The sequence below is a fragment of the Nonomuraea composti genome (assembly GCF_012034275.1).
In the GTDB taxonomy this organism is placed as follows: Bacteria; Actinomycetota; Actinomycetes; order Streptosporangiales; family Streptosporangiaceae; genus Nonomuraea; species Nonomuraea composti.
The window spans coordinates 1-25314 of sequence record NZ_JAATEP010000098.1; the positions used below are offsets into that span (position 1 = coordinate 1).

23 protein-coding genes and 1 pseudogene are annotated in these 25314 nt (G+C 71.0%); 11 read left to right on the forward strand and 13 right to left on the reverse strand.

The features are described from left to right. Positions 1–198: 198 nt before the first annotated feature. The 3 genes from HCN51_RS55810 to HCN51_RS55820 are packed head-to-tail and all read right to left on the reverse strand — an operon-like array spanning position 199 to position 2745. Positions 199–924 (reverse strand): alpha-ketoglutarate-dependent dioxygenase AlkB, encoded by a 726-nt coding sequence (locus HCN51_RS55810; RefSeq protein ID WP_240974258.1) that lies wholly within the window; start codon positions 922–924, stop codon positions 199–201. A gap of 28 nt (positions 925–952) precedes the next feature. After that, positions 953–2074, reverse strand: coding sequence for a hypothetical protein (locus HCN51_RS55815; RefSeq protein ID WP_346434176.1), 1122 nt, complete (start codon positions 2072–2074; stop codon positions 953–955). A 20-nt stretch (positions 2075–2094) separates the two neighbouring features. Next, a complete protein-coding gene (locus tag HCN51_RS55820; RefSeq protein ID WP_168021903.1) occupies positions 2095–2745 on the reverse strand; it encodes a hypothetical protein in 651 nt (216 codons plus the stop codon). A gap of 407 nt (positions 2746–3152) precedes the next feature. On the opposite strand from HCN51_RS55820, the gene HCN51_RS55825 reads away from it, so the two are divergent. Beyond that, a complete protein-coding gene (locus HCN51_RS55825) occupies positions 3153–4271 on the forward strand; it encodes a hypothetical protein (protein ID WP_168021904.1) in 1119 nt (372 codons plus the stop codon). A 158-nt stretch (positions 4272–4429) separates the two neighbouring features. Here the strand turns inward: HCN51_RS55825 and HCN51_RS63295 are convergent. Continuing rightward, positions 4430–4552: pseudogene (locus tag HCN51_RS63295) on the reverse strand (IS256 family transposase); the annotation flags it as partial. 488 nt (positions 4553–5040) lie between these two features. Between HCN51_RS63295 and HCN51_RS55830 the strand changes: the two are divergent. After that, positions 5041–6105: a hypothetical protein gene (locus tag HCN51_RS55830; protein WP_168021905.1), complete on the forward strand. Its 1065-nt coding sequence runs from the start codon at positions 5041–5043 to the stop codon at positions 6103–6105. Positions 6106–6218: 113 nt separating this feature from the next. Continuing rightward, positions 6219–7427 carry a DUF2786 domain-containing protein gene (locus tag HCN51_RS62870; RefSeq protein WP_168021906.1) on the forward strand — a complete coding sequence of 403 codons (1209 nt, stop codon included), beginning with the start codon at positions 6219–6221 and terminating at the stop codon, positions 7425–7427. Between the two features lie 9 nt (positions 7428–7436). Here the strand turns inward: HCN51_RS62870 and HCN51_RS55840 are convergent, their stop codons facing one another. From HCN51_RS55840 to HCN51_RS55855, 4 genes are all read right to left on the reverse strand, one after another. Beyond that, positions 7437–8024, reverse strand: coding sequence for a hypothetical protein (locus HCN51_RS55840; protein ID WP_168021907.1), 588 nt, complete (start codon positions 8022–8024; stop codon positions 7437–7439). 196 nt (positions 8025–8220) lie between these two features. Continuing rightward, on the reverse strand, positions 8221–9798 hold the full coding sequence (locus tag HCN51_RS55845) for a ricin-type beta-trefoil lectin domain protein (RefSeq protein ID WP_206069067.1): 1578 nt from the start codon (positions 9796–9798) through the stop codon (positions 8221–8223). A gap of 170 nt (positions 9799–9968) precedes the next feature. Next, a complete protein-coding gene (locus tag HCN51_RS55850) occupies positions 9969–11420 on the reverse strand; it encodes a class I adenylate-forming enzyme family protein (RefSeq protein WP_168021908.1) in 1452 nt (483 codons plus the stop codon). Next, on the reverse strand, positions 11410–12975 hold the full coding sequence (locus HCN51_RS55855) for an NAD(P)-binding domain-containing protein (RefSeq protein ID WP_168021909.1): 1566 nt from the start codon (positions 12973–12975) through the stop codon (positions 11410–11412). Before HCN51_RS55855 ends, HCN51_RS55850 begins: the two co-directional genes overlap by 11 nt. A 62-nt stretch (positions 12976–13037) precedes the next feature. Here HCN51_RS55855 and HCN51_RS55860 point away from each other — a divergent pair, with 62 nt between their 5' ends. Then, positions 13038–14540 carry an aromatic amino acid ammonia-lyase gene (locus HCN51_RS55860; RefSeq protein WP_168021910.1) on the forward strand — a complete coding sequence of 501 codons (1503 nt, stop codon included), beginning with the start codon at positions 13038–13040 and terminating at the stop codon, positions 14538–14540. 3 nt (positions 14541–14543) lie between these two features. On the opposite strand, the gene HCN51_RS55865 is transcribed toward HCN51_RS55860, so the two are convergent. Both HCN51_RS55865 and HCN51_RS55870 read right to left on the reverse strand, forming a co-directional pair. After that, positions 14544–15395: an ABC transporter permease subunit gene (locus HCN51_RS55865; protein ID WP_206069068.1), complete on the reverse strand. Its 852-nt coding sequence runs from the start codon at positions 15393–15395 to the stop codon at positions 14544–14546. Then, positions 15392–15985: an ABC transporter permease subunit gene (locus tag HCN51_RS55870; RefSeq protein WP_206069069.1), complete on the reverse strand. Its 594-nt coding sequence runs from the start codon at positions 15983–15985 to the stop codon at positions 15392–15394. The genes HCN51_RS55865 and HCN51_RS55870 overlap by 4 nt, the downstream gene beginning before the upstream one ends. On the opposite strand from HCN51_RS55870, the gene HCN51_RS55875 reads away from it, so the two are divergent. Beyond that, positions 15977–16915: a CIA30 family protein gene (locus HCN51_RS55875; protein ID WP_206069070.1), complete on the forward strand. Its 939-nt coding sequence runs from the start codon at positions 15977–15979 to the stop codon at positions 16913–16915. The two genes, HCN51_RS55870 and HCN51_RS55875, sit on opposite strands and share 9 nt — an antisense overlap. A gap of 15 nt (positions 16916–16930) precedes the next feature. Further along, positions 16931–17965: a glycoside hydrolase family 26 protein gene (locus HCN51_RS55880; protein WP_168021913.1), complete on the forward strand. Its 1035-nt coding sequence runs from the start codon at positions 16931–16933 to the stop codon at positions 17963–17965. On the opposite strand, the gene HCN51_RS55885 is transcribed toward HCN51_RS55880, so the two are convergent. Together HCN51_RS55885 and HCN51_RS55890 are read right to left on the reverse strand one after the other, a co-directional pair. Then, complete coding sequence (locus HCN51_RS55885) at positions 17946–19541, reverse strand: AAA family ATPase (RefSeq protein WP_206069071.1); 1596 nt, start codon at positions 19539–19541, stop codon at positions 17946–17948. The genes HCN51_RS55880 and HCN51_RS55885 overlap by 20 nt on opposite strands. Before the next feature lie 275 nt (positions 19542–19816). Beyond that, positions 19817–20032: a hypothetical protein gene (locus HCN51_RS55890; protein WP_168021914.1), complete on the reverse strand. Its 216-nt coding sequence runs from the start codon at positions 20030–20032 to the stop codon at positions 19817–19819. Between the two features lie 192 nt (positions 20033–20224). Here HCN51_RS55890 and HCN51_RS55895 point away from each other — a divergent pair, with 192 nt between their 5' ends. The 5 genes from HCN51_RS55895 to HCN51_RS55915 all read left to right on the forward strand — a co-directional run bounded on the left by HCN51_RS55895 (position 20225) and on the right by HCN51_RS55915 (position 24377). Next, the gene (locus HCN51_RS55895) at positions 20225–21106 is read left to right on the forward strand and encodes a GNAT family N-acetyltransferase (protein ID WP_168021915.1); all 882 of its coding nucleotides are present in this window, start codon (positions 20225–20227) and stop codon (positions 21104–21106) included. A 178-nt stretch (positions 21107–21284) separates the two neighbouring features. Next, the gene (locus tag HCN51_RS55900; protein WP_168021916.1) at positions 21285–22334 is read left to right on the forward strand and encodes an aromatic ring-hydroxylating oxygenase subunit alpha; all 1050 of its coding nucleotides are present in this window, start codon (positions 21285–21287) and stop codon (positions 22332–22334) included. 5 nt (positions 22335–22339) lie between these two features. Continuing rightward, complete coding sequence (locus tag HCN51_RS55905) at positions 22340–22576, forward strand: hypothetical protein (RefSeq protein WP_206069072.1); 237 nt, start codon at positions 22340–22342, stop codon at positions 22574–22576. Further along, a complete protein-coding gene (locus tag HCN51_RS55910) occupies positions 22573–23517 on the forward strand; it encodes a PDR/VanB family oxidoreductase (protein WP_168021918.1) in 945 nt (314 codons plus the stop codon). Before HCN51_RS55905 ends, HCN51_RS55910 begins: the two co-directional genes overlap by 4 nt. Positions 23518–23594: 77 nt before the next feature. Beyond that, positions 23595–24377, forward strand: a complete 783-nt coding sequence (locus HCN51_RS55915) for an IclR family transcriptional regulator (protein WP_168021919.1) — start codon at positions 23595–23597, stop codon at positions 24375–24377. Positions 24378–24797: 420 nt separating this feature from the next. Here the strand turns inward: HCN51_RS55915 and HCN51_RS55920 are convergent, their stop codons facing one another. Further along, positions 24798–24977 (reverse strand): hypothetical protein, encoded by a 180-nt coding sequence (locus HCN51_RS55920; protein WP_168021920.1) that lies wholly within the window; start codon positions 24975–24977, stop codon positions 24798–24800. Positions 24978–25314 lie beyond the last annotated feature (337 nt).

Genomic DNA, 25314 nt, shown 5'->3' on the forward strand with positions numbered 1-25314 from the left:
GCGCCGACGAGCGCTTCGCCCGCGAACGGGCCTGGCCGGCGTGGGCTGCGCTCATGCCGGGACGCGGCTATCGAGCCGGCGCGGGCCGGGACCGTCATCGGCGCGCCAGGAGGCGAGGTGGTGTCCCGGCTCCCGCTCGAATGAGCGGTGATGCCCACCGCAGCGCCCGGCCTGCCTGATGGCGTGGAGCAGGAAGCATCAGACGGGCGGCATCAGGTCGCTCTCGCTGATCGTGTACGTGAGCATGGGGTAGGTGAAGTTCGTCTCCTGGTTCTCGCGCCGCCGGAGTTGGTAGAACTCGCGGCTCTGTTCGTCGTCGGCCGAGGTGAGGCGGGTGCCGTCCGGGAAACAGGTCTGTCCGTCGCGAAACCGTACGAAGGTCTTCGACGTTCGGAACGTCATGCCCAACCATCGGTTCTCGGCCGGCTGGGAGGCTTTGTCCAGGACGATCTTGTGTTTGTAGCGGCGATTCATGTCCACGGAGAACACGACGGCGCTGTTGTGAGCCAACGGGATCTCGAAATTCTCGCCGCCGGGCTCCTTGGATTCGACGATCAGCTTTCTCGGCGGGCTCGCCTCGGGACGCTCGTAGCAGGAGAAGACGGCGATATGCGACTCGTCCGCCAGATCGAGGGCCTGGTCGGAATGGCTGCCCATGGTCGTGTAGGCGTTCGTGTAGATCTCGATGAGGGCGTTGTTGAAGCGGGCGGCCGGCTCCGCGCATTCTTCGATCCGCTGGGCCAGCCACTCGTGCACCGCCCGGAAGCGTTGCGCCGGAGCGCCGTATGGGGTGGTGGTGCGTACGAGAGGTACGTCGCCCATCTCGTCGATCTTGACCAGGACAGCCCCTGACCGGCCTTTTCCCACGTCCTCGAACCGCGCCGACGCGTACAACTCCTGGAAGAGATCGCGTTCGGTGGGCAAGGTGTACGAGCGGATCTCGGCCGCCGGCCTATGCTCGGGGAGCAAGGTAATCTCCCGTGTTCATGCTGAAGAGGAACCCGTCGCCGTAGTCGAGGAAAGACCGGGTTCTGTTCTCCTCGGCGTACAGCTTGCGCAACTCGTCCATGCCCTCGGGGGTAGGGGGTTCCAGCTTCGCCAATGCGCCGTCCTTGTTCAGGAAGGTGTGGCCGTTCTTGTGCACGGCCTCGGCACTCGAACAGCGCACCACGTAACCCAGGCGGACCGGGAGCGACCCGGCGTCCAGGGGCGACGGCCGGATCTCGTGCGTGTACAGCCGGTTGGTGGACAACGGCATGAAGAAGACGGAGTTCGGATACAGGGTGAGGGTGAACTGCCGGGGAAGCGCGTGCTCGGCGCGGCCTTGGGGCTCTTCTTTGAGGCGGAAATGGAGTTCGGTCAGCCCGCTCACGCCGTTCAGGCCGAGGTCGAAGGCGTCTTCGGCCATGGGGCGCAGCTTGTCGAGCCGGTCGTAGAAGGTGCAGAAGGCCATGATGCCGTTGGCGGGCATGTCCTTGGTCTTGTCGGCGTGGGCCGAGATCTTGGCCTTCGACTGCTTGCGCTCGGCGCCGGCCGGGGTGTTGTGGTAGATCTGCGCGAGGACGTGATTCAGCGGGGCGTGGTCCCGGAAAATGGAGGTGGCCTCGCGGTTCAGGTCCTCGACTATCTGCGAGTCCGTGGCGGAGAAGTTGTCGGTCGGGCCCGAGAGGTTCGTGGAGCATCGGAGCAGACGGAAGTGCAGTTCGTCGCCTATTCGCGTGACCGGGGTCAGATAGATTCCGGTGCGATGGGCCGTACCGGGTTTGGTGGACTCCGTGAGGGACTGGAACGCGTGCTCCGAACAGATCCGCTTGAAGTGGTCGGAGCCGGGGTCGAAGAAGCGCCGATAGTACACGCCGACGCCGTGTACGCGAATGGGAACCTGACCGAGGCCCACAAACTGCCAAGGCTGACACGCCTCTTCGCCGTAACCGTACGAGAGGTCCCGGACCACTAACACCCGCGCGGCCACGGTGAGCTCATGGCCGTTGATCCTGGATATGTCGCCGCACACGTACACGGTCTTCTGCTTCAAGTCGGGCTGGCCGGAGAGAAAGTCGTCCAGGCTGATCACGGCCCCGCAGAAATTCTGAATCAGGTCGTCATCTCGCCGTAAGGGCGATGACACGAGCAAGAGGTTGCTCGCATCCTCGATACGGGCGACTTTTCGTCCTGCTGGGTGCATGAAACCGTACCTGCTGTTCGAAATCCGCGATACATGCGATGGTGACAATACCGTTCTACTGTAATCGTCGGCCAGGCGGAGCGGTGCTCGCCCAGGCTCCCCGCCCCGCTGCGGATGACCGCTTCGGCCGAATCGACGAGGTGGGCCCGCGTCCGGCCATGGTCGATCACGGTGACCAGCACGTCGCACCACTCTTCACCCGCCTGCGGATCCCCGGGCCAGGTCGCGGCGAAGTCGACGGCGTGGCCGGCCGCCGCCTTGAGCTGCCGAAGGCCGTCATAGGCCCACTCCACCCGCCAGCCCGGCCAGGTACGGGCGAGCGTCGTCAAGGCCGCGAGCCGGTAGCTCTGATCGGCCCCGCAGTGACAGAACAGCAGCAGTCGCCGTTCGTCATGGTCGTTCAGGCACGCACCTTCGCGTTCGGGCTCCCACATCCACGAGCTCGCCTCACGCTGGCGGCGGGCGAACTGGGTCGCGAGCTCAGGGCCGGGCAGGAGGTCGAGTTCGAGCTGGTAGGCGCCCCACTGCGAGTAGTAGAGCCCGAGCCTGCCGTCGTGCATGACGACATGGTGTGCGCGACTTCCTATGGCCACACCGTAATGTGACTGTCACTTACTGTGAGGCTCTTTCAGGATATCCCGCTGCTGAGCACGCCGGGGCCCGTCACGGTACGCCAGCCGACCTCGGAGTCGTCCATCCATCACCGGGCCCCGCCAGGTCGAGGATCTCGTACGCAGGACTCGGCTACTCGTCCGCGTCGACCCGGCGGCTCGGGCGGTCCACAGGAATTATGCCGCGTCTCCCCGCAAAAGCGCTGATCAGGGACCGGGGAAGAACATCAAAAAGCCTTCACGTGAGCAGCGGATCCAGCATCCTGGGCATGACCGGAGCGTGCCCCGAGCAGAGCCCCCACTGTCTCTGGTCCCCCTTTACGTGAACCGCTCCCCCTTTCCTTGAAGAGGTATCCGTGACTCGGTATGCCATCGACCGTGCCCGCCACACGCTCATCGCCCAGTGGGGCACCGGCATCGGCGACACCGCCACCGTCGTGGCCCGCCTCACGCACGACCAGCTTCCCCACGACACGCGCAAGCTCGCCGCCGAGCTGACGCACCTGTCCCAGCTCTGCTGGCGCTCCTACACCCACCCGGCCAGCGCCGCCGACCAGCACGGCCCGCACAGTCTCGGACGGCACCGGCAGCAAGAACGCGACGCCTTCGACAAGATCCTCCCGCTGCTGATCGCCACCGCCCCGTTCGCCAACCAGCCGATCACCACCAAGGTCGAGCAGGCCGCCCTGGCCATCGCCCGTACCCTGCGAAAACTCGACTCCTCCCAGCTCACCACGCACATCACCACCGACGTCGCGGCCGAGCTGGCCGCCATCGAGCAGGCCGAACGCGGCGACCTGTCCGACCGCGCGCAGCAGGCCGTCGCCCTCAGCCGCGAGGACGCCTCACCCCTGCAGATCTCCCAGGCCGACCACCTGCTGCACGACAATCCCTTCGGCAGCCAGACCCTCTTCACCGAGGTCGATCCCACCGCGGCCGCCATCGCCGCCGCCCACTGGTTCCACGCCGCCGTCACCGTCACGGCCCGGCACACCGCCCTGCACCCGATGCAGGTGGTCGGCAGCTCCGAGCAGCCCGACAAACCCCTCGCCGTCGAGAGCCTCAGCGACATCGCCACCGCCCTCGACACCGGCCGGCGCGCCCGGCACGTGGTCATGCCCCTGATCCGCAACGCCCTGCACGTCGCCGACGGTTACCTGCGGGGCATCCTCGGTGTCCAGCAGCGCATCACCGCCGCGCAGGAGTTCCTGCGAACCGCCAGGCCGGGCGTCGACCTCAGCCCTGACGCGATCCACCTGCCGCTCACCTCGCTCAACCCCGCCCGGCCCGCCCCCGACCTGCTCGACAACCTGCTGTACGGCATCGACACCTGCTGGCACCTCTACCAGCATCACAACAACCGCCGCTCCCCCGATGCCGAAGCCGTCGAAGCCACGCAGCAGGACCAGCTCCGCCAGGCATTCCTCAGCATGGTCCGGAAAGAAGCGGCCGCCCGAAGCGAACGGCTGCTGTGACACCCGTCCCGCGGCTGTCGTCGAACGCCAGCTCCGCCAACTGTTCGACGCCGGCGCGACCGAGCTGGTGGCGGTGCTGCTCGGGTCCGAGGAGGAACAGGCCCGGACCACCGCGCTCCTCGCCGATCTGCTCCGGTAGACGGCCGGACCAGATCGGCGAGGATGTCCAGGCTCATGGAGCGGCGGGCTTTAACCCATTCGTCGGTTCGGCGGACGATCGAGGGTCGGTCGGCGAAGATGCCGACCACGCCGGTGCGGCGGCGGATCTGTTGGTTCGCTCGGCGCTATGCCGGCCGTAGGCGACCCGCACGGGTTGTCGGTCTCCGCCATGGTCTCCCGCCAGGGGCCGCGACAAGTCGGGGTTCCCGGTCTGGATCTGCTGCGCCCAGCCGCTGCTGGGGCGTCACACTGTTGTCCGCGGCCATTACGTGCCTCCTTCGATCTTTGGTTTGCGCCTTTGAAGGGATCACGCGATGGCCGTCACCATGTCACGGCGCCCCGCCTCTTCCCCAGGCCGAACTCCGCAGGACTCGACCGGCCATGGCGCCCGCGTTCCATGGCGTCGTTCGCACCCTGTGGGCCGCCCGACGAGAGCGTGTAGGCAGGGGAATTATGCCGCGTCTCCGCGCAAAAGCGCTGATCAGCGACCTGGGAACAACGTCAAAGAAGCTTCACCTGAGCCGCGGATCCAGCATCCTGGGCATGGCCGGAAACTGCCCCGAGCAGAGCCCTCATTCTTCCGGTCTCCCCTTCCCCCGAAGAGGTCTCCGTGACTCGATATGCCATCGACCGCGCCCGCAACACGCTCACCGCCCAGTGGAGCACCGGTATCGGCGACACCGCCACCATCGTGGCCCGTCTCGTCGCCGACCAGCCGCACGACGCGCACCAGCTCGCCGCCGAGCTGACGCACCTGTCGCAGCTCTGCTGGCGTTCCTACACCCACCCGGCCAGTACCGCCGAGCAGCACGGCCCGCACAGTCTCGGCCGGCAGCGGCAGCAGGAACGTGATGCCTTCGACAAGGTGCTGCCCACGCTGATCGCCGCCCGGGCCGGCGGTCAACCGGCCGCCACCAAGATCGAGCAGGCTGCCCTGGCCGTCGCCCGTACCCTGCGAAAGCTCGACACCTGCGAGCTCACCACGAGCGTCACCACCGACGTCGGCGCCGAGCTGGCCGCCATCGAGCAGGCCGAACGGGGGGACCTGGCCGAGCGGGCCCAGCAGGCCGTCGCCCTCAGCCGTGAGGACGCCTCACCGCTGCAGATCTCCCAGGCCGACCGGTTGCTGTACGACGACCCGTTCGGCGGTCAGGCGTTGTTCACCGAGGTCGATCCCACCGCGGCCGCCATCGCCGCCGCCCACTGGTTCCACGCCGCCGTCACCGTCACGGCCCGGCGCACCAACCGGCATCCGATCCAGGTCGTCGGCAGCGCCGAGCAGGCCGGCAAGCCGCTCGCCATCGAGAGCCTCATCGACATCGCCACCGCCATCACCGCCGGCACGCGGGCCCGGCACGTCGTCATGCCGCTGATCCGTAACGCCCTGCACATCGCCGACGGCTACGTCCACGGCATCCTCGACCTCCAGCACCGCATCACCACCGCCCAGGAGTTCATCCACACCGCCGACCCCGAGCTCGGCCTCACGCCCGACACCATCCCGCTGCCCCTCACCTCGCTCAACCCCACCCGGCCCGCCCCCGACCTGCTCGACAACCTGCTGCACGGCATCCACACCTGCTGGCAGCTCTACCAGCACCACAGCGACGCCCGGCAGGAGTTCGTCGACGCCACCAGGGAAGAAGCGGCCGTCCGCAGCGAACGGCTGCTGTGACATCCCCCAAGAAGCTGTGACCCCCTCCAGGAAGCTGTGACACCCCTTCAAGGAACCGGGCCGCCTTCCGCCACGGTAGAGTTCTGGCGGACTTTCTAAGGTGGACGGCACGGGTGAGCAAGGCCAACGAGTTGATCGGCGCGGCGCTGGACGCGCTCGCCCGCGAGGATCAGGCGGCCGTCGACTCCGCCGCCGCCTTCCTGGCCGACCGCGACGACGCCGATCGCGTGCTGGTGGAGGCCGTGACCCGGGCGATCTCGTCGTTGTGGCGGGGCGGCTGGCAGCCCGCCGACGTGGTCAGGATCGCGACCCGGCGGCTGAGCGAGTGGCACGGGCGGGTGGCGGCCGACCTCGTCGCCTGGGAGCTGCGGGCCTACGCGCCGGCCACGGTGGACGAGCGCTGGCGCGACCAGCTCGCCGGCCTTGAAGCCTCCGTGTGGTGGACGGGTGGTTACCTGGCCGCGCGGCAGGCGCGCGACGGGGCCGGCCGGCTGGTGGCCGTGTCCGGGGTGCTGGAGCTGCTGGGGTTGCTGACCAGGCTGCCGAGCCTGGAGCCGCTGGGCCCGCCGCCCGGGACCGCCCGCCGTGCGGTGCGGGCGCGCCCGCACGCGGTCAGCGAGAAGATGCTCACGCGGGTACGCGCGTTGCTGGCCAAGGCGGAGTCGACGGCGTACGAGGCGGAGGCGGAGACGTTCACCTCGGCGGCGCAGAGCCTGATGGCGAAGTACAGCATCGACGCGGCGATGCTGGAGGCGCAGCCGGGCGGAGGTGCGGCCCCGTCGGGTATCCGGGTCGGGATCGACGCGCCGTACGAGGAGCCCAAGGCCGTGCTGCTCAACCTCGTCGCCGAGGCCAACCGGTGCCGGGTGATCTGGTCGAAGGAGCTGGGGTTCGCGACGGTGCTGGGGTTCGGGGCGGACCTGTCGTGGGTGGAGGTGCTGTTCACCTCGCTGCTGGTGCAGGCGCAGACCGCGCTGGTGAACTCGGGCACGAAGAAGCACGGCAGCGGCCGGTCCAGGAACAAGGCGTTCCGCCAGTCGTTCCTGTCGGCGTTCGCCGCGCGGATCGGGGAGCGGCTCGCCGAGGCCACGGCGGAGGCGGTCGCGCAGGAGAGCGCCAACCGGGGCACCGACCTGGTGCCGGTGCTGGCGGCGCGCGAGCAGGAGGTGGAGCAGGCGGTCGAGCGCATGTTCCCGAGCCTGGTCTCGCACCGGATGCGCACCGCCTGGGACGGTGAGGGCTGGGCGGCGGGCCGTACCGCGGCCGATCAGGCCAGTCTGGGGGCGGGTGACCGTGTGCCGAACATCCGTCCGCGCGGGTGACATCGGGAGTTACGCGGGTGGGTGGCCTGTCGCCCTGCGGATCGCCTGGTCCAGTCGGTCCCTGGTCCGCTGCGGCGGGGGCTCGGGCGGAGGGGATGGCCTCGGCGGTGCCGAGCGCAGTCCGGCTCCGCACCGGTCGGTGGTGCGGACGAGCACGGCCGGCGCCGGTGGGGCCGGCCACAGTTGCAGGTGGTACAGCTCGCCGGGGTCGTCGTGGACGGCGTCGAAGTGGGCGTCGCGGCCGCGGACGAAGGCGCGCAGCCGGTACCAGCCGGGGCCGTGCCGGCTGAGCACGGGCAGGCCGGCGACGGGGCCGGTTTCGAGGGAGTCGAGGCGCAGGTCGCCGCGCGGGGCGTGCACGCTGGCTTCGACGATGTCCTCCCACGGCGTTTCCGAGTGGAGGTCGGGCGGCCGGGCGGCGAGCGTGATGCCGACGTGGACCCTGCCGGTGTCGATGCCGGTGTAGATGAGCGCGCCGGCGGACATGACCACGACCAGGCCGGTGGCGTAGTCGGCCGTCCCGATCGGGAGGTCGCCGCCGTCCAGCAGGCCGAAGGCGTGGTCGCTCACGCGGACGGCGGCGGGGACGTCCATCATGCTGTGGCCTTCCTGGATGTGGTGGAAAGGACGTGCCCGGCACGGGCGGGAACCCCTGCCGGGCCGCTGTCCGGTTGTGTCATGCTGCCACGGTGACGCGGAACGGGTCGCCGTCCAGGACGTGCTCACGCCGGAGCTCAACCCTTCGTAGGAGCGGGCAGTGTCCCCGGCCCCAGGCCGGCTCTTCGGTGCGGGGTCAAACGTCCCAGTGCTGGTTGGCGCCGCCCCAGCACGTGTACTGCTGGAGGCGGGCGCTGTCCGCCGTCGACTGGCCGGAGACGTCGAGGCACTTGCCCGAGTGGCGGGCGACGAGCTCGACGTAGCTCGTGCCGGACACGGGGCGGAGTTGCCACTGCTGGTTGGTGCCGGTGCCGCAGGTGTACTGGATGACGGGGGCGTTGTTCGCGGTGGAGGCGCCGTTGACGTCGAGGCACTTGCCGGAGTGTTGGGCCACGATGTTGTGGTAGCCGTTGCCCAGGTCGCGGAGCTGCCACTGCTGGTTGCCGGCGCCGCCGCAGGTGTACTGGACGATCTCGGCGGCGTTCGCGGTCGAGGCTTGCAGGACGTCGGCGCACTTGCCGGAGTTCTGGTTGACGATCTGCGTGGTGGTCGGGCCGCCGCCGTCCACGGCGTCGCCCCAGCCGTAGCGCAGGCGGGTCGCGCCGGATGGGTTGCGGATCGTGAGGTCGAGGTTGGTGCCGGTGCCGCTCTTGGCGTACATCGAGTACCAGTCGTAGCCGATGTCGCCGGGCTTGCCACCGATGGCCGGCCAGTAGGTGCCGCCCATACTGTTGTCGCGCATCACCTGGGTGACGGCGCGGATGTGGCGGACGAAGTTGTCGGTGCTGTTCGCGTCGGCGTAGTTCAGGCCGTTGTTCATCGGGGCGCCGAACTCGGTGACGACCGCCCGCGAGGCGCAGGTGCCGAGGCGGGTCTGGACGTGGGAGCGCCAGCCGTCGTACGTGTTGGCCGCGTAGAAGAACGCGTAGTGGTGGAACGAGAACAGCGTGCCGGAGAAACGCGAGTCGGTGCACAGGTCACGCAGGTCCTGGCTGAAGCCGGTGCCGCCGACGAGCACCCGGCTCGGCGGGGCCGCGGAGTGGGAGGTCAGCCAGTCGGCGGCGAGGTTGCGCCATTCGGCCGAGCTGTAGCCATGCGGCTCGTTCATCGGCTCGAAGTACACGAGGCCGTTCGAGCCGTACTGGGAGGTCACCGTCGACCACATCGCGTGCCACGCCGGCAGGTTCGTGACGCGGCCGCCGGAGGCGGCGCCGTCCTCCCAGTACGCGAGGATGACCTTCCATCCGCGCGCCGTGGCGGCGTCGATGGCGCCGCGGTAGGCGTTCCACCAGCTGGTGCCGACGGTGTGGGTGTTGATCGGCAGCCGGACGGTGTTCACGCCGAGGCTCGACTGCATGTCGTCGTACAGCGCGTTGGCCTTGGCCTGGACGGTGGCGTAGCTGTCGGAGGCGCTCAGCCCGTCGATGACGAGCGGGCCGGTGCTGAAGTTGTCGCCGAGCACCGCCCAGTTCATGCCGCGGAACTGGCTGGTCGCGGCCGCCGCGGGCGTCGTCCATGAACTCACGGCGATGATCGGCAGGAGCAGCAGGGCCGTCAACGCGGCGAGCAGGCGCCTGGCTCGGGAGGTGTGCATGCGGGAACCCTTCTCGTGCGTCGTCGCGGGGCTCTGCTCAAGGGCCGGAGGGCCGGCGAGCCGGAAACCGTCGTGGTCGCGCGATGTCGGACGGGCACGACGGAACGTGGTGCGGGTCATGGGTCTCTCCTTGGGGAGCATGCGCCGGGGGCATGCGCGAGGGGCCGGCGGCACTGCCGGCTCGCGCACGCTCACCGCGTGATCGTTGACGCCCGCCCGGAGAGGAATCCGTCTTGCAAGCTCAAGTTAGCGCTAACAGATCGCCGGGAAAAGGTGTCGATCCTGATCGTTCACCGCGCGGGCAGGAGGAGGCGTTTGTCCGGCTTGCCGTTCGGGCCCACCGGGACCTCGTCGATGACGGTGATCGTCGCGGGGACGCAGGCGTCGCCCAGGCGCTCGGCGACCCGCTCGCGCAGCGCGGCCGGGTCCGGCGTGCGGCCCGGCTCCGGGACCACGAAGGCGTGGGCCGCCTCGCCGGTCTCCTCGTCGGGGGCGCCGACGACGTACGCCTCCGCGATGCCGGGCGCGGCGGCCAGTGCGCGCTCGATGGGGCCCGCGTAGTGCAGGTTCGCGTTGATGATGATGACGTCCCTGGTGCGGCCGGTCAGGTACAGGCGGCCGTCGTGGTCGAAGTGGCCCAGGTCGCGGGTGCGTACCCAGCCGTCGACGAAGACCTCCGCGCTCTGGCCGGGGTCGGCCCAGTAGCCGGTGGCCTGGGCGGGGGTGCGGACGTACAGCTCGCCGTCCACCCCGGGCGGCACCGGGCGGCCGTCCGGGCCACGGGCCTCGACGTCGATGACGTCCGGCGGGATCCCGACCGACGGGGGGACGTCCTGCGGCGTCGCCATGGAGATGGTGCCGGTCTCCGTCTGGCCGTAGCCGTGGAAGACGACCGGGCCCAGCACGTCGCGCGCCTCCCGCAGCCGGGACGCCTCCAGCGGCGAGCCGGACACCATGAGCGCCCGCAGGCTGCTCAGGTCGGCCGGCCGGCGTCGCTGGGCGGCGACCAGCTTGTACAGGCGGGGCACGGTGATGACGCTGGCCGTGGCCCGGAGCCGGGTGATCGCGTCGGGGAACGCCGGCGGGTCGGCGACGACCATGGTGCCGCCCGCGGCCAGGGTGAGGACGCCGTACTCCATCATGACCTGGCTGCTCAGCGAGCCGAACACGAGGTAGCGCCCCAGCCGCGAGGCCAGCTCCTTGATCGCCGGCGGCCACGCCTCGGGGCGGGCCGTCCAGGCCGCGCTCATGGCGGCGTACGTCTGCGCGCACGCCTTGGGGGTGCCGGTGCTGCCGCTGGTGTAGAGCAGGCGGGCGATGTCACCCGGGCGGGCGGACAGCTCGGGCCGGCCGCCCTCGTCCGGGGTGCTGAGGAGGTCGGAGAGGGAGAGCGTGCCCCTGTCGTCGTCGGTGACGGTCGCGTCGACGTCCTGATGGAGGACGTGGCGCAGCTGGGCGGGGGGCAGCCCGGGCCGTACGCCGACGACCCGGGCTCCCACGACGTGACCGGCGATGATCGCGGCGAACGCCTCGGGGGTGACGCCGAGCATCATGGCGACGCCGTCCCCCAGGCCGAGCCCCGCCGCGCGCAGGCCGGCCGCGATCCGCCGGACGAGGCCGAGCATTCCCGCGCCGCTGACGGTGCGGGTGCCGTGCTCGAACACGGTCCGGTCCCCGGCGGCGGCCAGCAGGTCGAGGACCGGCCCCGGGTACGGCTCGCCCGGCCTCACCTCAGCCGGCATCGGCCAGGCACTCCTTGACGAAGACGGACAGCGGCTGCTGGTGCACCATCGGCAGGTTCCACTCGTTGTCCAGGTTCTCGGCGAGGTGGTGCACCCCGGCGAGCGCGCCGTCGCGGTAGTGGCGCACCACGGGGTGCAGGTAGCTGGCGTCGTAGGCGTGGGCGGCGTCGTTCTCGGTGACGCGCGGGACCGAGATGTCGAACGGGTCCGCGGTGTCGTGGTCCTCCCCGTACTCCAGCGTGATGACGAACCGGTGCCCGGCGGGCCCGAGGCCGCCGTCGGCGACGTACGCCACCGGCACCTCCTCCTGGTACAGCGCGACGTCGCCGGCCACCGAGACCACGTCGCCGAGCACGCCGAACTGCTGCCACAGCGCCGACGACCGGTTCACCCTGGCGATGATCGCGTCGCTGATCGCGTCGCTGATCGCGTCGGGGGCCGCCGGGACCTGCTCGGCGGGCCAGGGGGTGTCGTGGTGGCGGGCGTTCAGGATGCGGTGCAGGGCGCGCGTCCCGTACCGGAAGCCGTGGATGAATCCGCTGGTGGAGCTCTTGAAGTCGCGCTGCTGGGTGAGCGTGCCGGTGAAGTAGAGGCCGGGCACGCCGGTCGACTCGTACGACGGCGTCTGCTCGGGGAACCGGTCGTTGATCACCATCGGGGGCCGGCAGCTGTCGTCGAACACCGACGCGTCGAACCGGAACCCGGTGCACACGATCACCCGGTCGTAGAACAGCTCGCGCAGCGCCTCCACGGTGCGGGCGTAGCGGAACAGCACCCGGTAGGTGCCGTCGTCTCGGCGCTCGATGCTCTCCACCGTGCCGTCCAGCACGGAGTTCTGGGACTTGAGCTGGTAGCTGTCGAGGAAGTTGTTGTTCACCGCGCGCAGGTGGCCGACGTAGTGCGACTGCCAGGCCATCCTGATGGAGTGCGGCCCGGCGACGTGGATGACCGCCGCCCGCTCCATCAGCGCGTCCGCGGTCTCGAAGCCCGAGTTGCCCTTGCCGATGATGAGCACGCGCTGGTCGGTGAAGGAGCGCGGGTCGGTCTCGAACGTGTCGTAGCGCTCGGCGGTCTCGATGCCGGGGATCGGCGGGACGTACAGCTGGGAGACGCCGGTGGCCATGACCAGGCGGCGGGCCTGCCACGAGCGCCCGTCCTGGTCGACGGCGGTGAAGCCGTCGGCGTCGCGGCCGATCCGGACGACGTCGGTGCCATATTGCACCCGCACGCCGGTCGCCCGCGCGAAGTCGGACAGGTAGCGCAGGAAGTCGTCGGCCTGCGGGAAGTAGCGCTCGGTGTAGCGGGTGAACAGCAGCTCCGGGTCGTCGCTCAGCAGCGAGTTCCAGTCCATCCGCAGCCGCAGCTCCGGATCCTCGTACCCGGTGTGGACCTTGTTGATGGAAATGAGCCGGCGGTGCCGCGGGAACCTGGTGAAGAAGGTTCCGGGACCGCTTCCGCGTTCCAGGACGACATAGTCATGACCGTCGCGTTCGAGGAGGGAGGCCAGCTGCAGCCCGGCCGGCCCGGCACCGATGATCAGGTAGTCGTGCGCCATGTGCCGGACGCTACGGACGCAATCTCAGAGGTTTCTGAGAAACCGCGCCTATCGTCGGGATCATGACCGCAGCCGAAAGCCTGACCAGCACCAGTGTCGATCTCGATGCCCCGCTGACGGCCGCCGACCTGCGCCGCGCAGCGTCGCCGGTCTCCGTCGTGGCCGGCGACGGCGTGCGCGCCCGCGTCGAGCGTGGCCGCGCCTTCCTGCGCGACGTCCTGAACGAGGAGGAACGCCCGGTGTACGGCGCCACCACCGGCTTCGGCGCCCTGGTCGGCTTCCCGGGCAGGCAGGAGCAGGCCGACCAGTGCGACAACACGCTCGCCCACCTCGGCGCGGGCCAGGGCCCCGACCTGGACCCGGTCGTGTGCAGGGCCGCGCTCCTCGTCCGCGTGTGGTCCCTGGCGCAGGGCGTGTCCGGGGTGTCGGCGCATGTGGTGGACGGGCTCGCCGCGATGTTCGCGACGACGTTCGTGCCGGCGATCCCGCGTTACGGCTCGGTCGGCGCGAGCGGCGACCTGATCCCGCTCGCGTACGCCGCCCAGGCGCTGCGCGGCCGGGGGGACGCCTACGCCGATGGGCGGCGCATGCCGGCGGCCGAGGCACTGCGTCAAACTGGTCTGACGCCGCTGACGCTCGACGGCCGCGACGCGCTCGCACTCGTCAACGGCACCTCGCTCACCACCGCCGCGACCGCGCTGGCCCTCGACTCCGTCCGCGCCTCCCACCGGGCGCTGCAGGCGCTCACCTGCCTGCTGGCCGACCTGCTCGGCTGCGACCCCGGCTTCCTCGACCCGCGCCTGATGAGCGCGTACGGCCACCGCGGCGCCATCGACGTCGCCGCGCGCATGCGCGAGACGCTGGCCGGAACCACCCCGTCGGGCACGCGGGCGTTACAGGAGCCGTACAGCATCCGCTGCTCCCCGCAGCTGCTGGGCGCGGCCGAGGACGCCCTGCGTTACGCCGACGGCGTCGTCGCGGCCGACCTGTCCAGCGTGAGCGACAACCCGCTCTTCTTCCCCGCCGACGACCTCGTGGTGCACGGCGGCAACTTCTTCGGCCAGCCGGCCGCGTTCGCCTCCGACGTCCTCGCGATGGTCACCGCCCAGCTCGGCAACCTCGCCGAACGGCAGCTCGACCTCCTCGTCGACCCCACCCGCAACGGCGGCCTGCCCCCGATGCTCGCCGCCGGCCCCGGCCGCCAGCACGGCATGCAGGGCGTGCAGCTCGCCACGACCGCGCTCGTGGCCGAGCTCCGTCACGCCGCCCTGCCCGCCGGCACGCAGAGCCTGCCGACGAACCTGCACAACCAGGACGTGGTGCCGTTCGGCACGCAGGCGGCGCTCCGGGCGTACGACATGGCCGCGCTGCTGGCCCTGCTGTGCGGCTCCCTGGCGGTCGGCCTGCGCCAGGCCGCCCACGTCGGCGCCCGCCGCCCCACCTCCCCGGCCTGCGCGGCCCTGCTCGACACGCTGTCGGAGGCCGTCCCGCCGATCGACCCCGACCGCCCGCTCGACGCCGACGTCCGCCGCGCCGCCGCCCTCCTGACCGCGGCACTGCCGTGAAGGTCACTTGGCCGCGCCCTGCGTCAGCCCGTTGTAGATGAAGCGCTGGAGCAGCAGGAACACGGCCAGCGTCGGGACGATCACCAGGATCGCGCCGGCCGAGATGTTCTCCCAGTGCGCCCCGAACGGCCCCTTGAAGCGGAACAGGGAGGTGGAGATCGTGCCGAGGCTCTGGTCCGGCATGTAGAGGAACGGGATGTAGAAGTCGTTGTAGACGGCGATGCCCTTGACGATGACGACGGTCGCGATGGCCGGCTTGAGCAGCGGGAGGATGATCTTCCGGTAGATCGTGAACGAGGAGGCGCCGTCGAGGCGGGCGGCCTCGTCCACGGAGATCGGGATGCTGCGGATGAACTGCAGGAAGATGTAGATCGCGACGATGTCCGTGCCGAGGTACAGCATGATCGGGGCGAGGCGGGTGTTGAAGAGGCCAAGCTGGTCGATGACCTGAAATGTCGTGACCTGGGTGGTGATGCTGGGCACGAGCGTCGCGAACAGGAACAGCGCGACGATGAGCTTCTTGAGGCGGAAGGTGAAGCGGTCGATCGCGTACGCGGCCGCCGACCCGATGAAGACCGTGCCGGTGATCGAGACGACCAGGATGACGAACGTGTTGAGCGCCGCCTCCGCCATCCGCCCCTTCTCGAAGGCGGTGACGTAGTTGGCCAGGTTGAGCCAGTCGCCGGGCGGCGTCAGCGGGCCGCTGCCGGCGGCCAGCTCGTCGGAGGTCTTCAGCGAGGTGAGCAGCACCACCCCGAGCGGCAGCAGCACGACCAGGCTCGCCGCGATCAGCGACACGTACTTGAGGGCGCTCGCCACTCTGCTCGCCACACTGGCGCGGACGGCGGTCGTCACGGGGTCACCCTTTCTTCGGGGACGATCCGCCGCTGCACCCACGCCACCAGCAGGATGATGACGAGGAGCACGACGGCGGCGGCCGAGGCCAGGCCGGTCTTGTCGAAGCGGAAGGCGAGCTTGATGGTCTGGATGACGAACGTCTCGCTCGCGCCGGCGCCGCCGGTCATGATGTACGGGATCTCGAAGACCGACAGGCAGCCGGAGATCGCCAGGATCGCGGTCAGCCCGATGAGCGGGCGCAACGAGGGCACGATGATGAAGCGGAACTGCTGCCACCGGTTGGCCCCGTCGAGCTCGGCGGCCTCGTACAGCTCGGGCGCGATCGACTGGATGCCGCCGAGGAAGAGCACGAAGTTGAGCCCCATGTAGCGCCACACCGAGACGCCGGCCAGCGAGTAGTTGACCAGGTCGGGGTCGCCGAGCCACAGGTGCTCGCCGCCGACGCCGAACAGCTTCAGCACGGTGTCGAACGTCCCGCCTTCCTGGAAGAAGTAGAGGAAGACGAAGCCGATCGCGACCCCGTTGATCAGGTAGGGGAAGAACAGGATGCCCTTGAACAGGGCTCCGCCTGGCGTACCGTGCGGCACGAGAGCGGCGACGGCCACGTGACGGCCGAGACCGAGCACGAGAGCACCGGCGGCCAGGTGACGGCCGAGATCAAGGGCGCCGGGCACGTCCGCGTGGTGTGGAGCGGCGGCGGGGGGCTGACCCGGGCCACCCTCTGGTCGGCCGACCCCGCCCCCGTCTCCGCACCTCCCTCTGCCCCGGCGCCGCTCACCCCGGCGCCCGGCGCCCGTGACGTGCTGGGCACCCCGGCGTTCACCTGGAGCCCTTCGGCGGGCGCGGGCTTCTACACGCTCACCGTCTCCGAGCACGCCGACCTGAGCGACCCCGTGCTGACGGCCACCGCCCTGACCGGGACCGAGCACCGGCCGCCGGAGCAGCTCGAACCCGGCGTCACCTACTCCTGGCGGGTCACCGCGGTCAACGCGGCCGGCCGCGCCTCCGGCGCGGTCTCCTCCTTCGCCACCCGCCCGCTGCCCACCTCCCCCGCCGTCGTGGACGACTTCACCGGCTACGCTGACTCGGCCCAGCTCGCCGCCGCCTACCCGGGCAACCCCGGCGGCGACCCGATCACGCCGTCGCTGCTGCCCGGCCAGGGCATGCGGCTGGACTACACGCTCGGCGGCGCCGGGTACGCGGGCGTCACCCGTACCTTCTCCCCCGCCCTGGACGTGTGGGGGCAGCACGGCCTCGAACTGCGGCTCGCCCAGACCGGCGCGCCCGCGAAGATCACCGTCCAGTTCGTCACCGGCGGCGTCTCCTTCGAGCACACCCTCGACGCCGCCCCCGACGGCGTGGTCCGCGTCCCGTTCACCGCGTTCGGCCACCCGAGCTGGGCCGGCGCCGGCCCTCTCGACCTGACCCGCTTCGAGCAGCTGTCGTTCTACGCCGGCGGCGGGCCGGGCACCGGCACGCTCACCGTCGGCCAGGTCACCGCCTACCCCGCCCCGTAGGAAAGGACGCCTCCCATGCGCCGCCTGTTACTGACCCTGGCGGTGGCCCTGGCCACCGTCGCGAGCCTGGCCACGCCCGCGCACGCCTTCCCCGCCGCCACCCGCGCCGACCTGATCGGCTTCCTGAACGGGATCTCCGGCCGGTACACCCTGTCCGGCCAGCACAACCGCGAGCCCAACAGCGACCCCACCAAGTACACCCGCGTCGCCCAGGGCATCACCGGCCAGACGCCCGGCCTGTGGGGCGGCGACTTCCTGTTCGCCTCCTCCGACGTCTCCAGCCGCCAGACGATGATCGACGAGGCCGTCCGGCAGTGGCAGGGCGGCTCCGTCGTGGCACTGACCTGGCACATGTGCCCGCCCACCACCGGCCCCACCTGCGGCTGGGACGCGAACGGGGTGCTCAGCCACCTGTCCGACAGCCAGTGGAGCCGGCTCGTCACCGACGGCACGAGCCTCAACAACGCCTTCAAGAGCCGGCTCGCCGAAGCCGTGCCCTACCTGCGCCGGCTCCAGAACGCCGGCGTGCCCGTGCTGTGGCGGCCCCTCCACGAGATGAACGACGGATGGTCGTGGTGGGGCGGCCGGCCCGGCGCTTCGGGCAGCAGGAAGCTGTACCAGATCGCCCACGACTACTACACGGCGCAGGGGCTGACGAACCTCGTGTGGGTCTGGAACGTCAAGGACGTCTCCATGGGCTCCATCGGCGACTACTGGCCCGGCTCGTCGTACGCCGACGTGGCCTCCCTGGACGTGTGGGCCAAGCTGGAGCCCTCCTCCTCCGACTACCAGGCGCTGCTCAACGTGGCCGGCGGCAAGCCGATCTCCCTGGCCGAGGTGGGCCGCGCCCCCAGCCCGGCGCTGCTCGACGCGCAGCCGCGTTGGACGTGGTTCATGGTGTGGGCCGAATGGCTGACGAACCCGTCGTACAACACGAACGCGAGCGTGCAGGCCAGCTACTTCGGGCCGCGCGTGTACAACCGCGGCGAGTTCACCATCGGCCCGCATGAGCGGAGCGCCCGGAACTCGGTCACACGCGCAGGACGGTGACCTGGCGGCCGGACGGCGTGGTCGCCCGGTCGAAGTCGCCGCGTTCCTTCCACGGGGGAGCTTCCGGGCGGCGGTCGAAGATGACCAGGACGCCGCTGGTGAGGGTGAGACGGTCGAGGTAGCGGTCAAGCTGGACCAGGCCCTCGGGCTCCGGGTCCTCCGCGCCGGGCCGCCACACCTTCAGCTCCATGGCCTCGCGTTGCATCAGCCGTTCGCCGTCGGGGCCGCTGTGCGGCCAGCGAATGAGCACGTCCAGGCGCTTGGTGCCGGCGGCGTACTCGCGGTCGAGGTAGCCGCCGCCGTTCACCAGGCGGTGCAGGAAGGCCATGAGGATGATCTGACAGGCGGCCTCGTGGTAGCCCTCCTGCTGGATGAGCACCTCGCCGTGCTCGCGCCAGAACACGACGAACTCCTCCAGCAGACGGGGCAGGTCGAACCGGCCGTCGGGGAGCACGAAGCTGTGCGGGTCGGCGTGGATGTTCTGTTCGGTCAGGTCGCCCAGCACGCGCAGGATGACCTCCCGGTAGATCGGGTTGGCCACCCGCGGTGGCGGTTTCAGCGTGATCAGGCCCAGGTCGCGGGCGTAGGACAGGTCGTCGGAGTTGTGGCGGTCGGTGTAGGAGCCGCCGGCCACGATCGGTTCCATGACCCGCTTGACCCGGGGCTCGTGCAGCCGGGCCGCCAGGGAGTCGAGGTGCGTGGCGCGCGCCCGGATCAGCCGTTCCTTGGCGTCCTCCACCGGCTCGGCGGTGATGGTGCCGGTCACCCTCATCTTGACGGTGATCTCATGGGCGAGGGAGTTGACCAGCCAGGGTTGGCCCTGGGTCAGCTCGAAGACCCGGTCCACCGCGTCCTTCGTGAACTCCTGGCCGGTCGCCTGGGTGTGCTGGTCGTAGAGCTCGGCGATCTGGTCGGCGGTGAAGTCACCCAGGCGCAGCGACTCGGCAATGATGTTGAACGGGCTGGCCGCGTTGAACCGGTCGGCGACGCCGCCGGAGGCGACCTTGTAGTCACGCAGGTCACGCAGGCCGCACAGCACCAGCGACGCGGGGAACGGATAGCCCCTCGGTCGCTTGTTGTGGCCGTCGCGGAGCTGGCTCAGGATGCTGACCAGGCTGTTGCCCTGCAGGGCGTCGATCTCATCGAGGAACAGCACCACCCGGCGCGGGCAGCGCCGGCACCACTCCCGCAGCGCCGCACCGAACCGGCTGCCCGGCGTGACCTGTGGCCAGGAAGCCGGCGGGAGCAGCTTCTTCGGCCAGCCAGACAGATCGGCGGCCTCTCGGAGAGAGTCCAGCAGAAGCGACTCCGCGGCGCCATAATCGTCGCCGGCAGCCTTGGCGCGCTCGCAGGAGACCGTCAGGGCGACGGCGTCGCCCTCGGCGGTCAGGTGGGAGGCCAGAGTGTCCAGGATGGTCGTCTTCCCGGTCTGCCGGGGGGCGTGCAGAACGAAGTAGCGGTCCATCTCGATGAGTGTCCGCGCTTCGGGAAGCCGTGGTGCGGGCGGCAGCATGTAGTGGAGCCGCGGATCGCAAGGGCCGGTGGTGTTGAAGTACTTCGCTTGGGGTGGCGACACGGTTACAGTGTGCCACCGCTTCGGGCTGAGGATCCGAGATCTTCAGACTTGCCTCGCCCAGCGTCTCGCCGGCGAAGGGCGTCGCCTCCGATGATCTAACCAAAGCCGGCAGATGTGGCAGGTCGCCCGCCGAGCCGGAGGCAAAGACGGGCTTGCGGTGGCGGGCGAGGGCATCGATCGGGGATGATGGCACGTGAACGCGGCCCCTGTTCCCGATCGACTGGCGTAGACACCCAATGATCATCAGGGGTCGCGTTTGCCATGCGCGCCGGCGGCTACCCGAGGGAGTCGAGGCGCTTGCGGCCCTTGTCCGTCAGCTCCGCCAGGTGGACCGCGATGCCGAAGCTGGTCAGGCCCGACCTGCTCGCCGCGGTGAACTCCGCGATGACCGCCTCCGACGGGAACTCCTTGACCAGCACATCGTAGGCCTCGTGCCCGTGGTCGCGGATGGCGGCGAGGATCATGTCCGTGTTCAGCTCGGATCGTGCCACGATCTCCTCCAGCGGGTCGTCCTGCCCTTCGCAGTCTCCCCCATCCGGAGGGCTTGGTAAATCGTCCGCTAGAGTGTGATCGCGTTCGATGTCGGAAACCGTCGGTGAGGGAGGTGTGCAGCAGATGCGCACGACTGTTCAGCAGCGCGACCTCGGCTCTGCTCTCATCCACCTCCTCTGCACGGAGACATCGTGTCTATTCGCATCACCCCTCTGATCGATCCGCAGACCACACCGTCCAGCCGGCGCCTCGCCTGGCTCGCCACCCTGCCCGCCGGCACTCCCGCCGGGTCGGCCTTTCTGCGGCTGTTCCTGAAGGCGGGCCAGGATCATCTGGCCGAGCTCGACGTGCACGTCCACCCGGCCGAGCGGCGCAAGGGCGTCGGCTCCCTCCTGCTGGGCGCCGCGCTGGAGGCGGCCCGCCAGGAGGGCCGGCGCCGCGTCATCGCGCAGGCCGAGCCCGGCTCGGCGGCGGAGGCGTTCCTGTCCGCGCACGGTTTCCGCACCGTTCTGACCCTGACGTACGCGCGGCTGCCGCTGGCTCGGGCGAGCCTCGACGATCTTGACGCGATCGTCCGCGGTGCGCACCCCGGCTACCGGCTCATCTCGTGGGACGGGGTCGTGCCCGACGAGCTGGCCCGGACGTTCGCCGCGTCCCGCCGCGCCATGGACGACATGCCCATGGACGACACCGACTTCGGCACCGTGAGCTGGGACGTCGACCGCGTACGAGAGGCGGCGCTGGCCGTCGGGAAGCGCGGCGACTTCCTGCACACCGTCGCCGCCGTCGCGGAGTCCGACGGGTCCATCGTGGGTTTCACCGAGCTGGTCGTCCCGGGAGACGGCAAGGGTGACGCCCAGCACTACGGCACCGGGGTGCTGCCCGAGCATCGCGGGCACGGCCTCGCCCGCTGGATGAAGGCCGAGGCCATCCGGCAGGCTCGCGAGCGCTACCCGTACCTTGAGGGGCTGCTGACCGACACCGCCGACAGCAACCGCCCCATGCGCGCCGTCAACGACGCGCTCGGCTACCTGCCGACGCACAAGATGGCGACGCTGCAGCTCGACCTGTAGCCGCGGATCCGCCCCGTGATCAGGCCCGGCCTGGTCACGGGGCTGCTGGTGCCGGACGATCGGGAGGGGCACGCCGGCACGTTCGTTTTCCGGCATCCGGGAAACGTCATTCCGCGCCGGAGGTGATGCGGGTCACCATCGTTCGCACCAGCGACCGACCGCCGAAGGAGCCGAAGCGATGGTGAGCATCCCCCGCGACCAGTGGTACGTCGCCGCGTACGGGCGCGAGATCGGGCACGACCTGTTCAACCGGACCGTCTGCGGCGAGTCCATCCTGTTCTGGCGCACCCGCGCCGGAGCCGTCACCGCCGTCTCCGACCGCTGCGTGCACCGCCGCTTCCCGCTCTCCGAGGCGCCCAGCCGGCTGGTCGACGACCAGGTGGTGTGCGGCTACCACGGCTTCACCTACGGCGCCGACGGCGGCTGCGTGGCCGTGCCCGGCCAGACCCGGGTGCCGCGGACCGCCCGGCTGAAGAGCTACCCGGTCGTCGAGCAGGATTCGTTCGTGTGGGTGTGGATCGGCGACCCGGCCAAGGCCGACGCGTCCCGCATCCCCCGGGCGCCGTGGCTCGACGCGCCCGGCTGGACCACCGTGTCGGGCATGGAGCCGCTCAACGCCCGGTTCGGGCTGCTCGTGGACAACCTGCTGGACCTGTCGCACGAGACGTACCTGCACAGCGGCTACATCGGCACCCCCGAGGTGGCCGCCACCCCGATCACCACCGAGGTGGACGACGAGGCCGGCGTCGTCCACGTCAGCCGTCACATGGACGACGCCGAATGCCCGCCCTTCTACGCCAAGTCCACCGGCCTGGCTGGGCGCATCATGCGCTGGCAGGACATCGAGTACACCCCGCCGTGCCTGTACAAGCTGCACTCGCGCATCGCCCCCCTCGGCGTGCTGCCGGGCGCCGACGGCAGCGACCCCGACGCCTTCCACGTCGAGGTCGTGTACGCCATCACGCCCGAGACCGAGCACACCACCCACGACTTCTGGGCCGTCGCCCGCGACTTCGCCCTCGACGACCAGGGCGTGTCCGACTTCCTGGCCGAGCAGAACCGGACCGTCGTCCTCCAGGACGTCGCCGCCCTGAACGTCCTGGAGCAGGTGATCGCCACCGAACCGGCCGGGTACCAGGAGCTGTCCATCAACATCGACACCGGCGGGCTGGCGGCCCGCCGCCTGCTGGCCCGGCTCACGGAGCAGGGCGCGGCGAGCCGGGCATGACGGGCATGGATCCGGTACGTCTGCGGGCCGGGCGTGATGTGCTGCGGGTGGTGTGGCTACCGGGCAGCGACCTGCTGCGGGGCACCTGCCACTGCGGCGCCACGCACGTGGCCGAAGGGCCGGTCGAGGTGTGGGAGTGGCTGCTCGCCCACCCCACGGGGCACTCCGCCCCGAGCACGCCGGCACCTTCGGGCACGGCGCCGGACGTGGTGGCGTCTGCGGATGTGGGAGCTGCGCGATGACCGCCTCCATCGTCGAGGAGCGCAAGCTCGTCGTGCATGCCCGCGCCCGGGCCGCCGACGAGGTGATCACCCTCGACCTGCGCGACCCGGACGGCGCCGAGCTGCCGTCGTGGACGCCCGGCGCTCACCTCGACCTCGTCCTCGCCGGCGACCTGGTACGCCAGTACTCGCTCTGCGGCGACCCCGCCGACCGCACGACGTGGCGCATCGCCGTACTGCGCGAGCCGGGCGGCCGGGGCGGCTCGGCGTTCGTCCACGACGAGCTGCACCCGGGCGCCACGATCCTGGTACGCGGCCCGCGCAACCACTTCCCGCTGCACCCGGCGCCCCGCTACCTGTTCATCGCCGGCGGCATCGGCATCACCCCGATCCTGCCCATGGTGGCGGCGGCCGAGGCGGCCGGCGCGGGGTGGCGGCTGGCGTACGGGGGGCGGTCCCGGGCGTCGATGGCGTTCGTCGGGGACCTGCGCGACGACGACCGGGTGACGGTGTGGCCGCAGGACGAGCGCGGCCTGCTCGATCTCGACGCCCTGCTGGCGGAGGCGGCGCCGGGCACGCTCGTCTACTGCTGCGGGCCGGCCCCGCTGCTGGCCGCCGTCGAGGAGCGTTGCCCGCCGGACGTCCTGCACCTGGAACGCTTCACCCCCAAGGACGCCGGCCCTCCCGTCGTCGCCGGGCCCTTCGAGGTGGAGCTGGCCGGCTCCGGCCGCACGCTCACCGTCCCGCCGGGGCGCTCGATCCTGGACGTGGTGGAGGAGGCCGGCGTGCCGGTACTGTCGTCGTGCCGGGAGGGCACCTGCGGCACCTGCGAGACGGGGGTGCTCGCCGGCGCGGTGGACCATCGCGACTCGCTCCTGAGCGCGGAGGAGCGGGCGGCCAATGACGTGATGTTCATCTGCGTCTCCCGCGCCGCCGGCCCGAAACTGGTCCTCGACCTGTGATCCTCCAGAGCAGCCACCGCCCCTCCGAGAAGCCGCACAAGCCGACGAACCTCTGATCATCCTCCGGGGAGCCGTCCATGCCGATTCCCGCGCCCCGTCAGCCCGCCGAGCGCACCGGCCCGGTCGTGGCCCGCGCGTTGCAGATCCTCGGCGTGTTCACGCCCGACCGGCGTGCGCTGACGCTCAGCGAGCTGGCCCGGCACGCCGGCATGCCGGTCTCGACCGTGCACCGGCTGGTGTCGGACCTCGTGGCCTGGGGTGCGCTGGAGCGGGATCCGGCCGGGTGCTTCCACATCGGCCTGCGCCTGTGGGAGCTGGGCTCGCTGGCGCCGCGCGGTCTCGGCCTGCGGGAGGCGGCGCTGCCGTACCTGGAGGATCTGTCGCAGGTCACCCGGGAGAACGTGCAGCTCGCGGTGCGGGAAGGGACGGAGGTGGTGTTCGTGGAGCGGATCGCGGGCAGCAAGGCCGTCCCCGTGCTCACCCGCGTCGGCGGCCGTTTCGCCCTCACGGCGACCGGCGTCGGGCTGGTCCTGCTCGCCCACGCTCCCGCCGACGTCCAGGAGCAGGTGCTGAACGCGCCCATCACCCGCTACACCGAGCGCACCATGACGGACCCGCGCCACATCCGCGCCGCCCTCGCCGACACCCGCTCGCGCGGTTACGCCGTCAGCGACCGCCAGGTCACCATGGACGCGCTGTCGGTCGCGGCGCCCATCCGCGACGCCCAGGGCGAGGTGACGGCGGCCGTCTCCCTCGTCGTCCGGCACGGGGGCGCCGCTCCGCACACCCTGGCCCCGCTCCTGCTCACCAGCGCCCGCGCCATCTCCCGCGCCCTGCCCGCCGCGGTGACACGCCCCTGACGACCTCGCGCCTGCCTGTCCGATGCGGTGACACGCCCCCTGACGACCTCGCGCCCGACCCGGCCGCCCGCCGCAGTGACACGAGCCTGACAGCCCCGCGCCCGACCCGGCCGCCCGACCACGCGACGGCCGCCCCCGTACCCGGCCGCCCGGCTCGCGCACGGTGAGCGGCGCGCCACCACCGCCTCCCCCGCCGGCAGGCCCGGCAGGCTCGGCAGGGCTGTGCGAGCGCCGTGTCGTCGAGCGGCGTGGCGCTGATCCGCTCGCTGGAGGCGATGCCGACCGGGGCGGGCACCATGCGCGGGTGCCGTTCGGCGGGCGCGGGTGGATGAAGAGCCGCGCGCCGCTCATCGGTGTGGCGGCGGCTGGACATGGCGGAGCTCCCGCCCGGTCGGGGCGGGAGCTCCGTTACTCACCTGCTCAGCCCGGCGTCGCGGGCGGCCTGAGGATCTGCCAGAGCCGCCAGATGATCGTCGGGGTCTTCGAGGACGGGGCGTCCGGCGTGTACGGCTTGGAGGCCGGGCCGTGGCCGGTTCCCTGGTCGGCGATGGTTTCGGTGTAGCTGCGGGCGTTCCTGGTGTAGGACCCTGTGGGTTGCACCCTTCCCAACTGCTCGTCGATCGAGCGTCTCTGCGCGTCGGTCAGCCCGCGCGCCTGGCTCTGCCCCGTGTTCGGCGGGGTGCGCTGGGCCTTGGGCGGCGACTGCCGTTGCGTGGCCCGGCGGCTGGTCGGCCGGACGGTGGGCCGGTGCCGGACGGTGGTCTTGGGCCGGCTGGCCCGCCTGGTGACCGCCCTGCGTGCGGCGGCCGCCCGGCGCCTGGCGGCTGCGGCCCGGCGGGGGGCCGCCCCCCCCCCCCCCCCCGGTGGGTGCCCGGCTGGGGGGGGGGGCGCAAGATAGGGAGGGGGGCGTGGGGGGGGAGAGGGGGTTCGGCCGGGG

Bases quoted from the DNA above. Each gene is read 5' to 3' on its own strand.
- HCN51_RS55850 (WP_168021908.1), bottom strand. From the start codon at position 11,420: ATGCCGGCTGAGGTGAGGCCGGGCGAGCCGTACCCGGGGCCGGTCCTC.
- HCN51_RS55880 (WP_168021913.1), top strand. From the start codon at position 16,931: ATGCGCCGCCTGTTACTGACCCTGGCGGTGGCCCTGGCCACCGTCGCG.
- HCN51_RS55915 (WP_168021919.1), top strand. From the start codon at position 23,595: ATGCCGATTCCCGCGCCCCGTCAGCCCGCCGAGCGCACCGGCCCGGTC.
- HCN51_RS55910 (WP_168021918.1), top strand. From the start codon at position 22,573: ATGACCGCCTCCATCGTCGAGGAGCGCAAGCTCGTCGTGCATGCCCGC.
- HCN51_RS55840 (WP_168021907.1), bottom strand. From the start codon at position 8,024: ATGATGGACGTCCCCGCCGCCGTCCGCGTGAGCGACCACGCCTTCGGC.
- HCN51_RS55845 (WP_206069067.1), bottom strand. From the start codon at position 9,798: ATGACCCGCACCACGTTCCGTCGTGCCCGTCCGACATCGCGCGACCAC.
- HCN51_RS55900 (WP_168021916.1), top strand. From the start codon at position 21,285: ATGGTGAGCATCCCCCGCGACCAGTGGTACGTCGCCGCGTACGGGCGC.
- HCN51_RS55855 (WP_168021909.1), bottom strand. From the start codon at position 12,975: ATGGCGCACGACTACCTGATCATCGGTGCCGGGCCGGCCGGGCTGCAG.
- HCN51_RS55820 (WP_168021903.1), bottom strand. From the start codon at position 2,745: ATGCACGACGGCAGGCTCGGGCTCTACTACTCGCAGTGGGGCGCCTAC.
- HCN51_RS55905 (WP_206069072.1), top strand. From the start codon at position 22,340: ATGGATCCGGTACGTCTGCGGGCCGGGCGTGATGTGCTGCGGGTGGTG.
- HCN51_RS55860 (WP_168021910.1), top strand. From the start codon at position 13,038: ATGACCGCAGCCGAAAGCCTGACCAGCACCAGTGTCGATCTCGATGCC.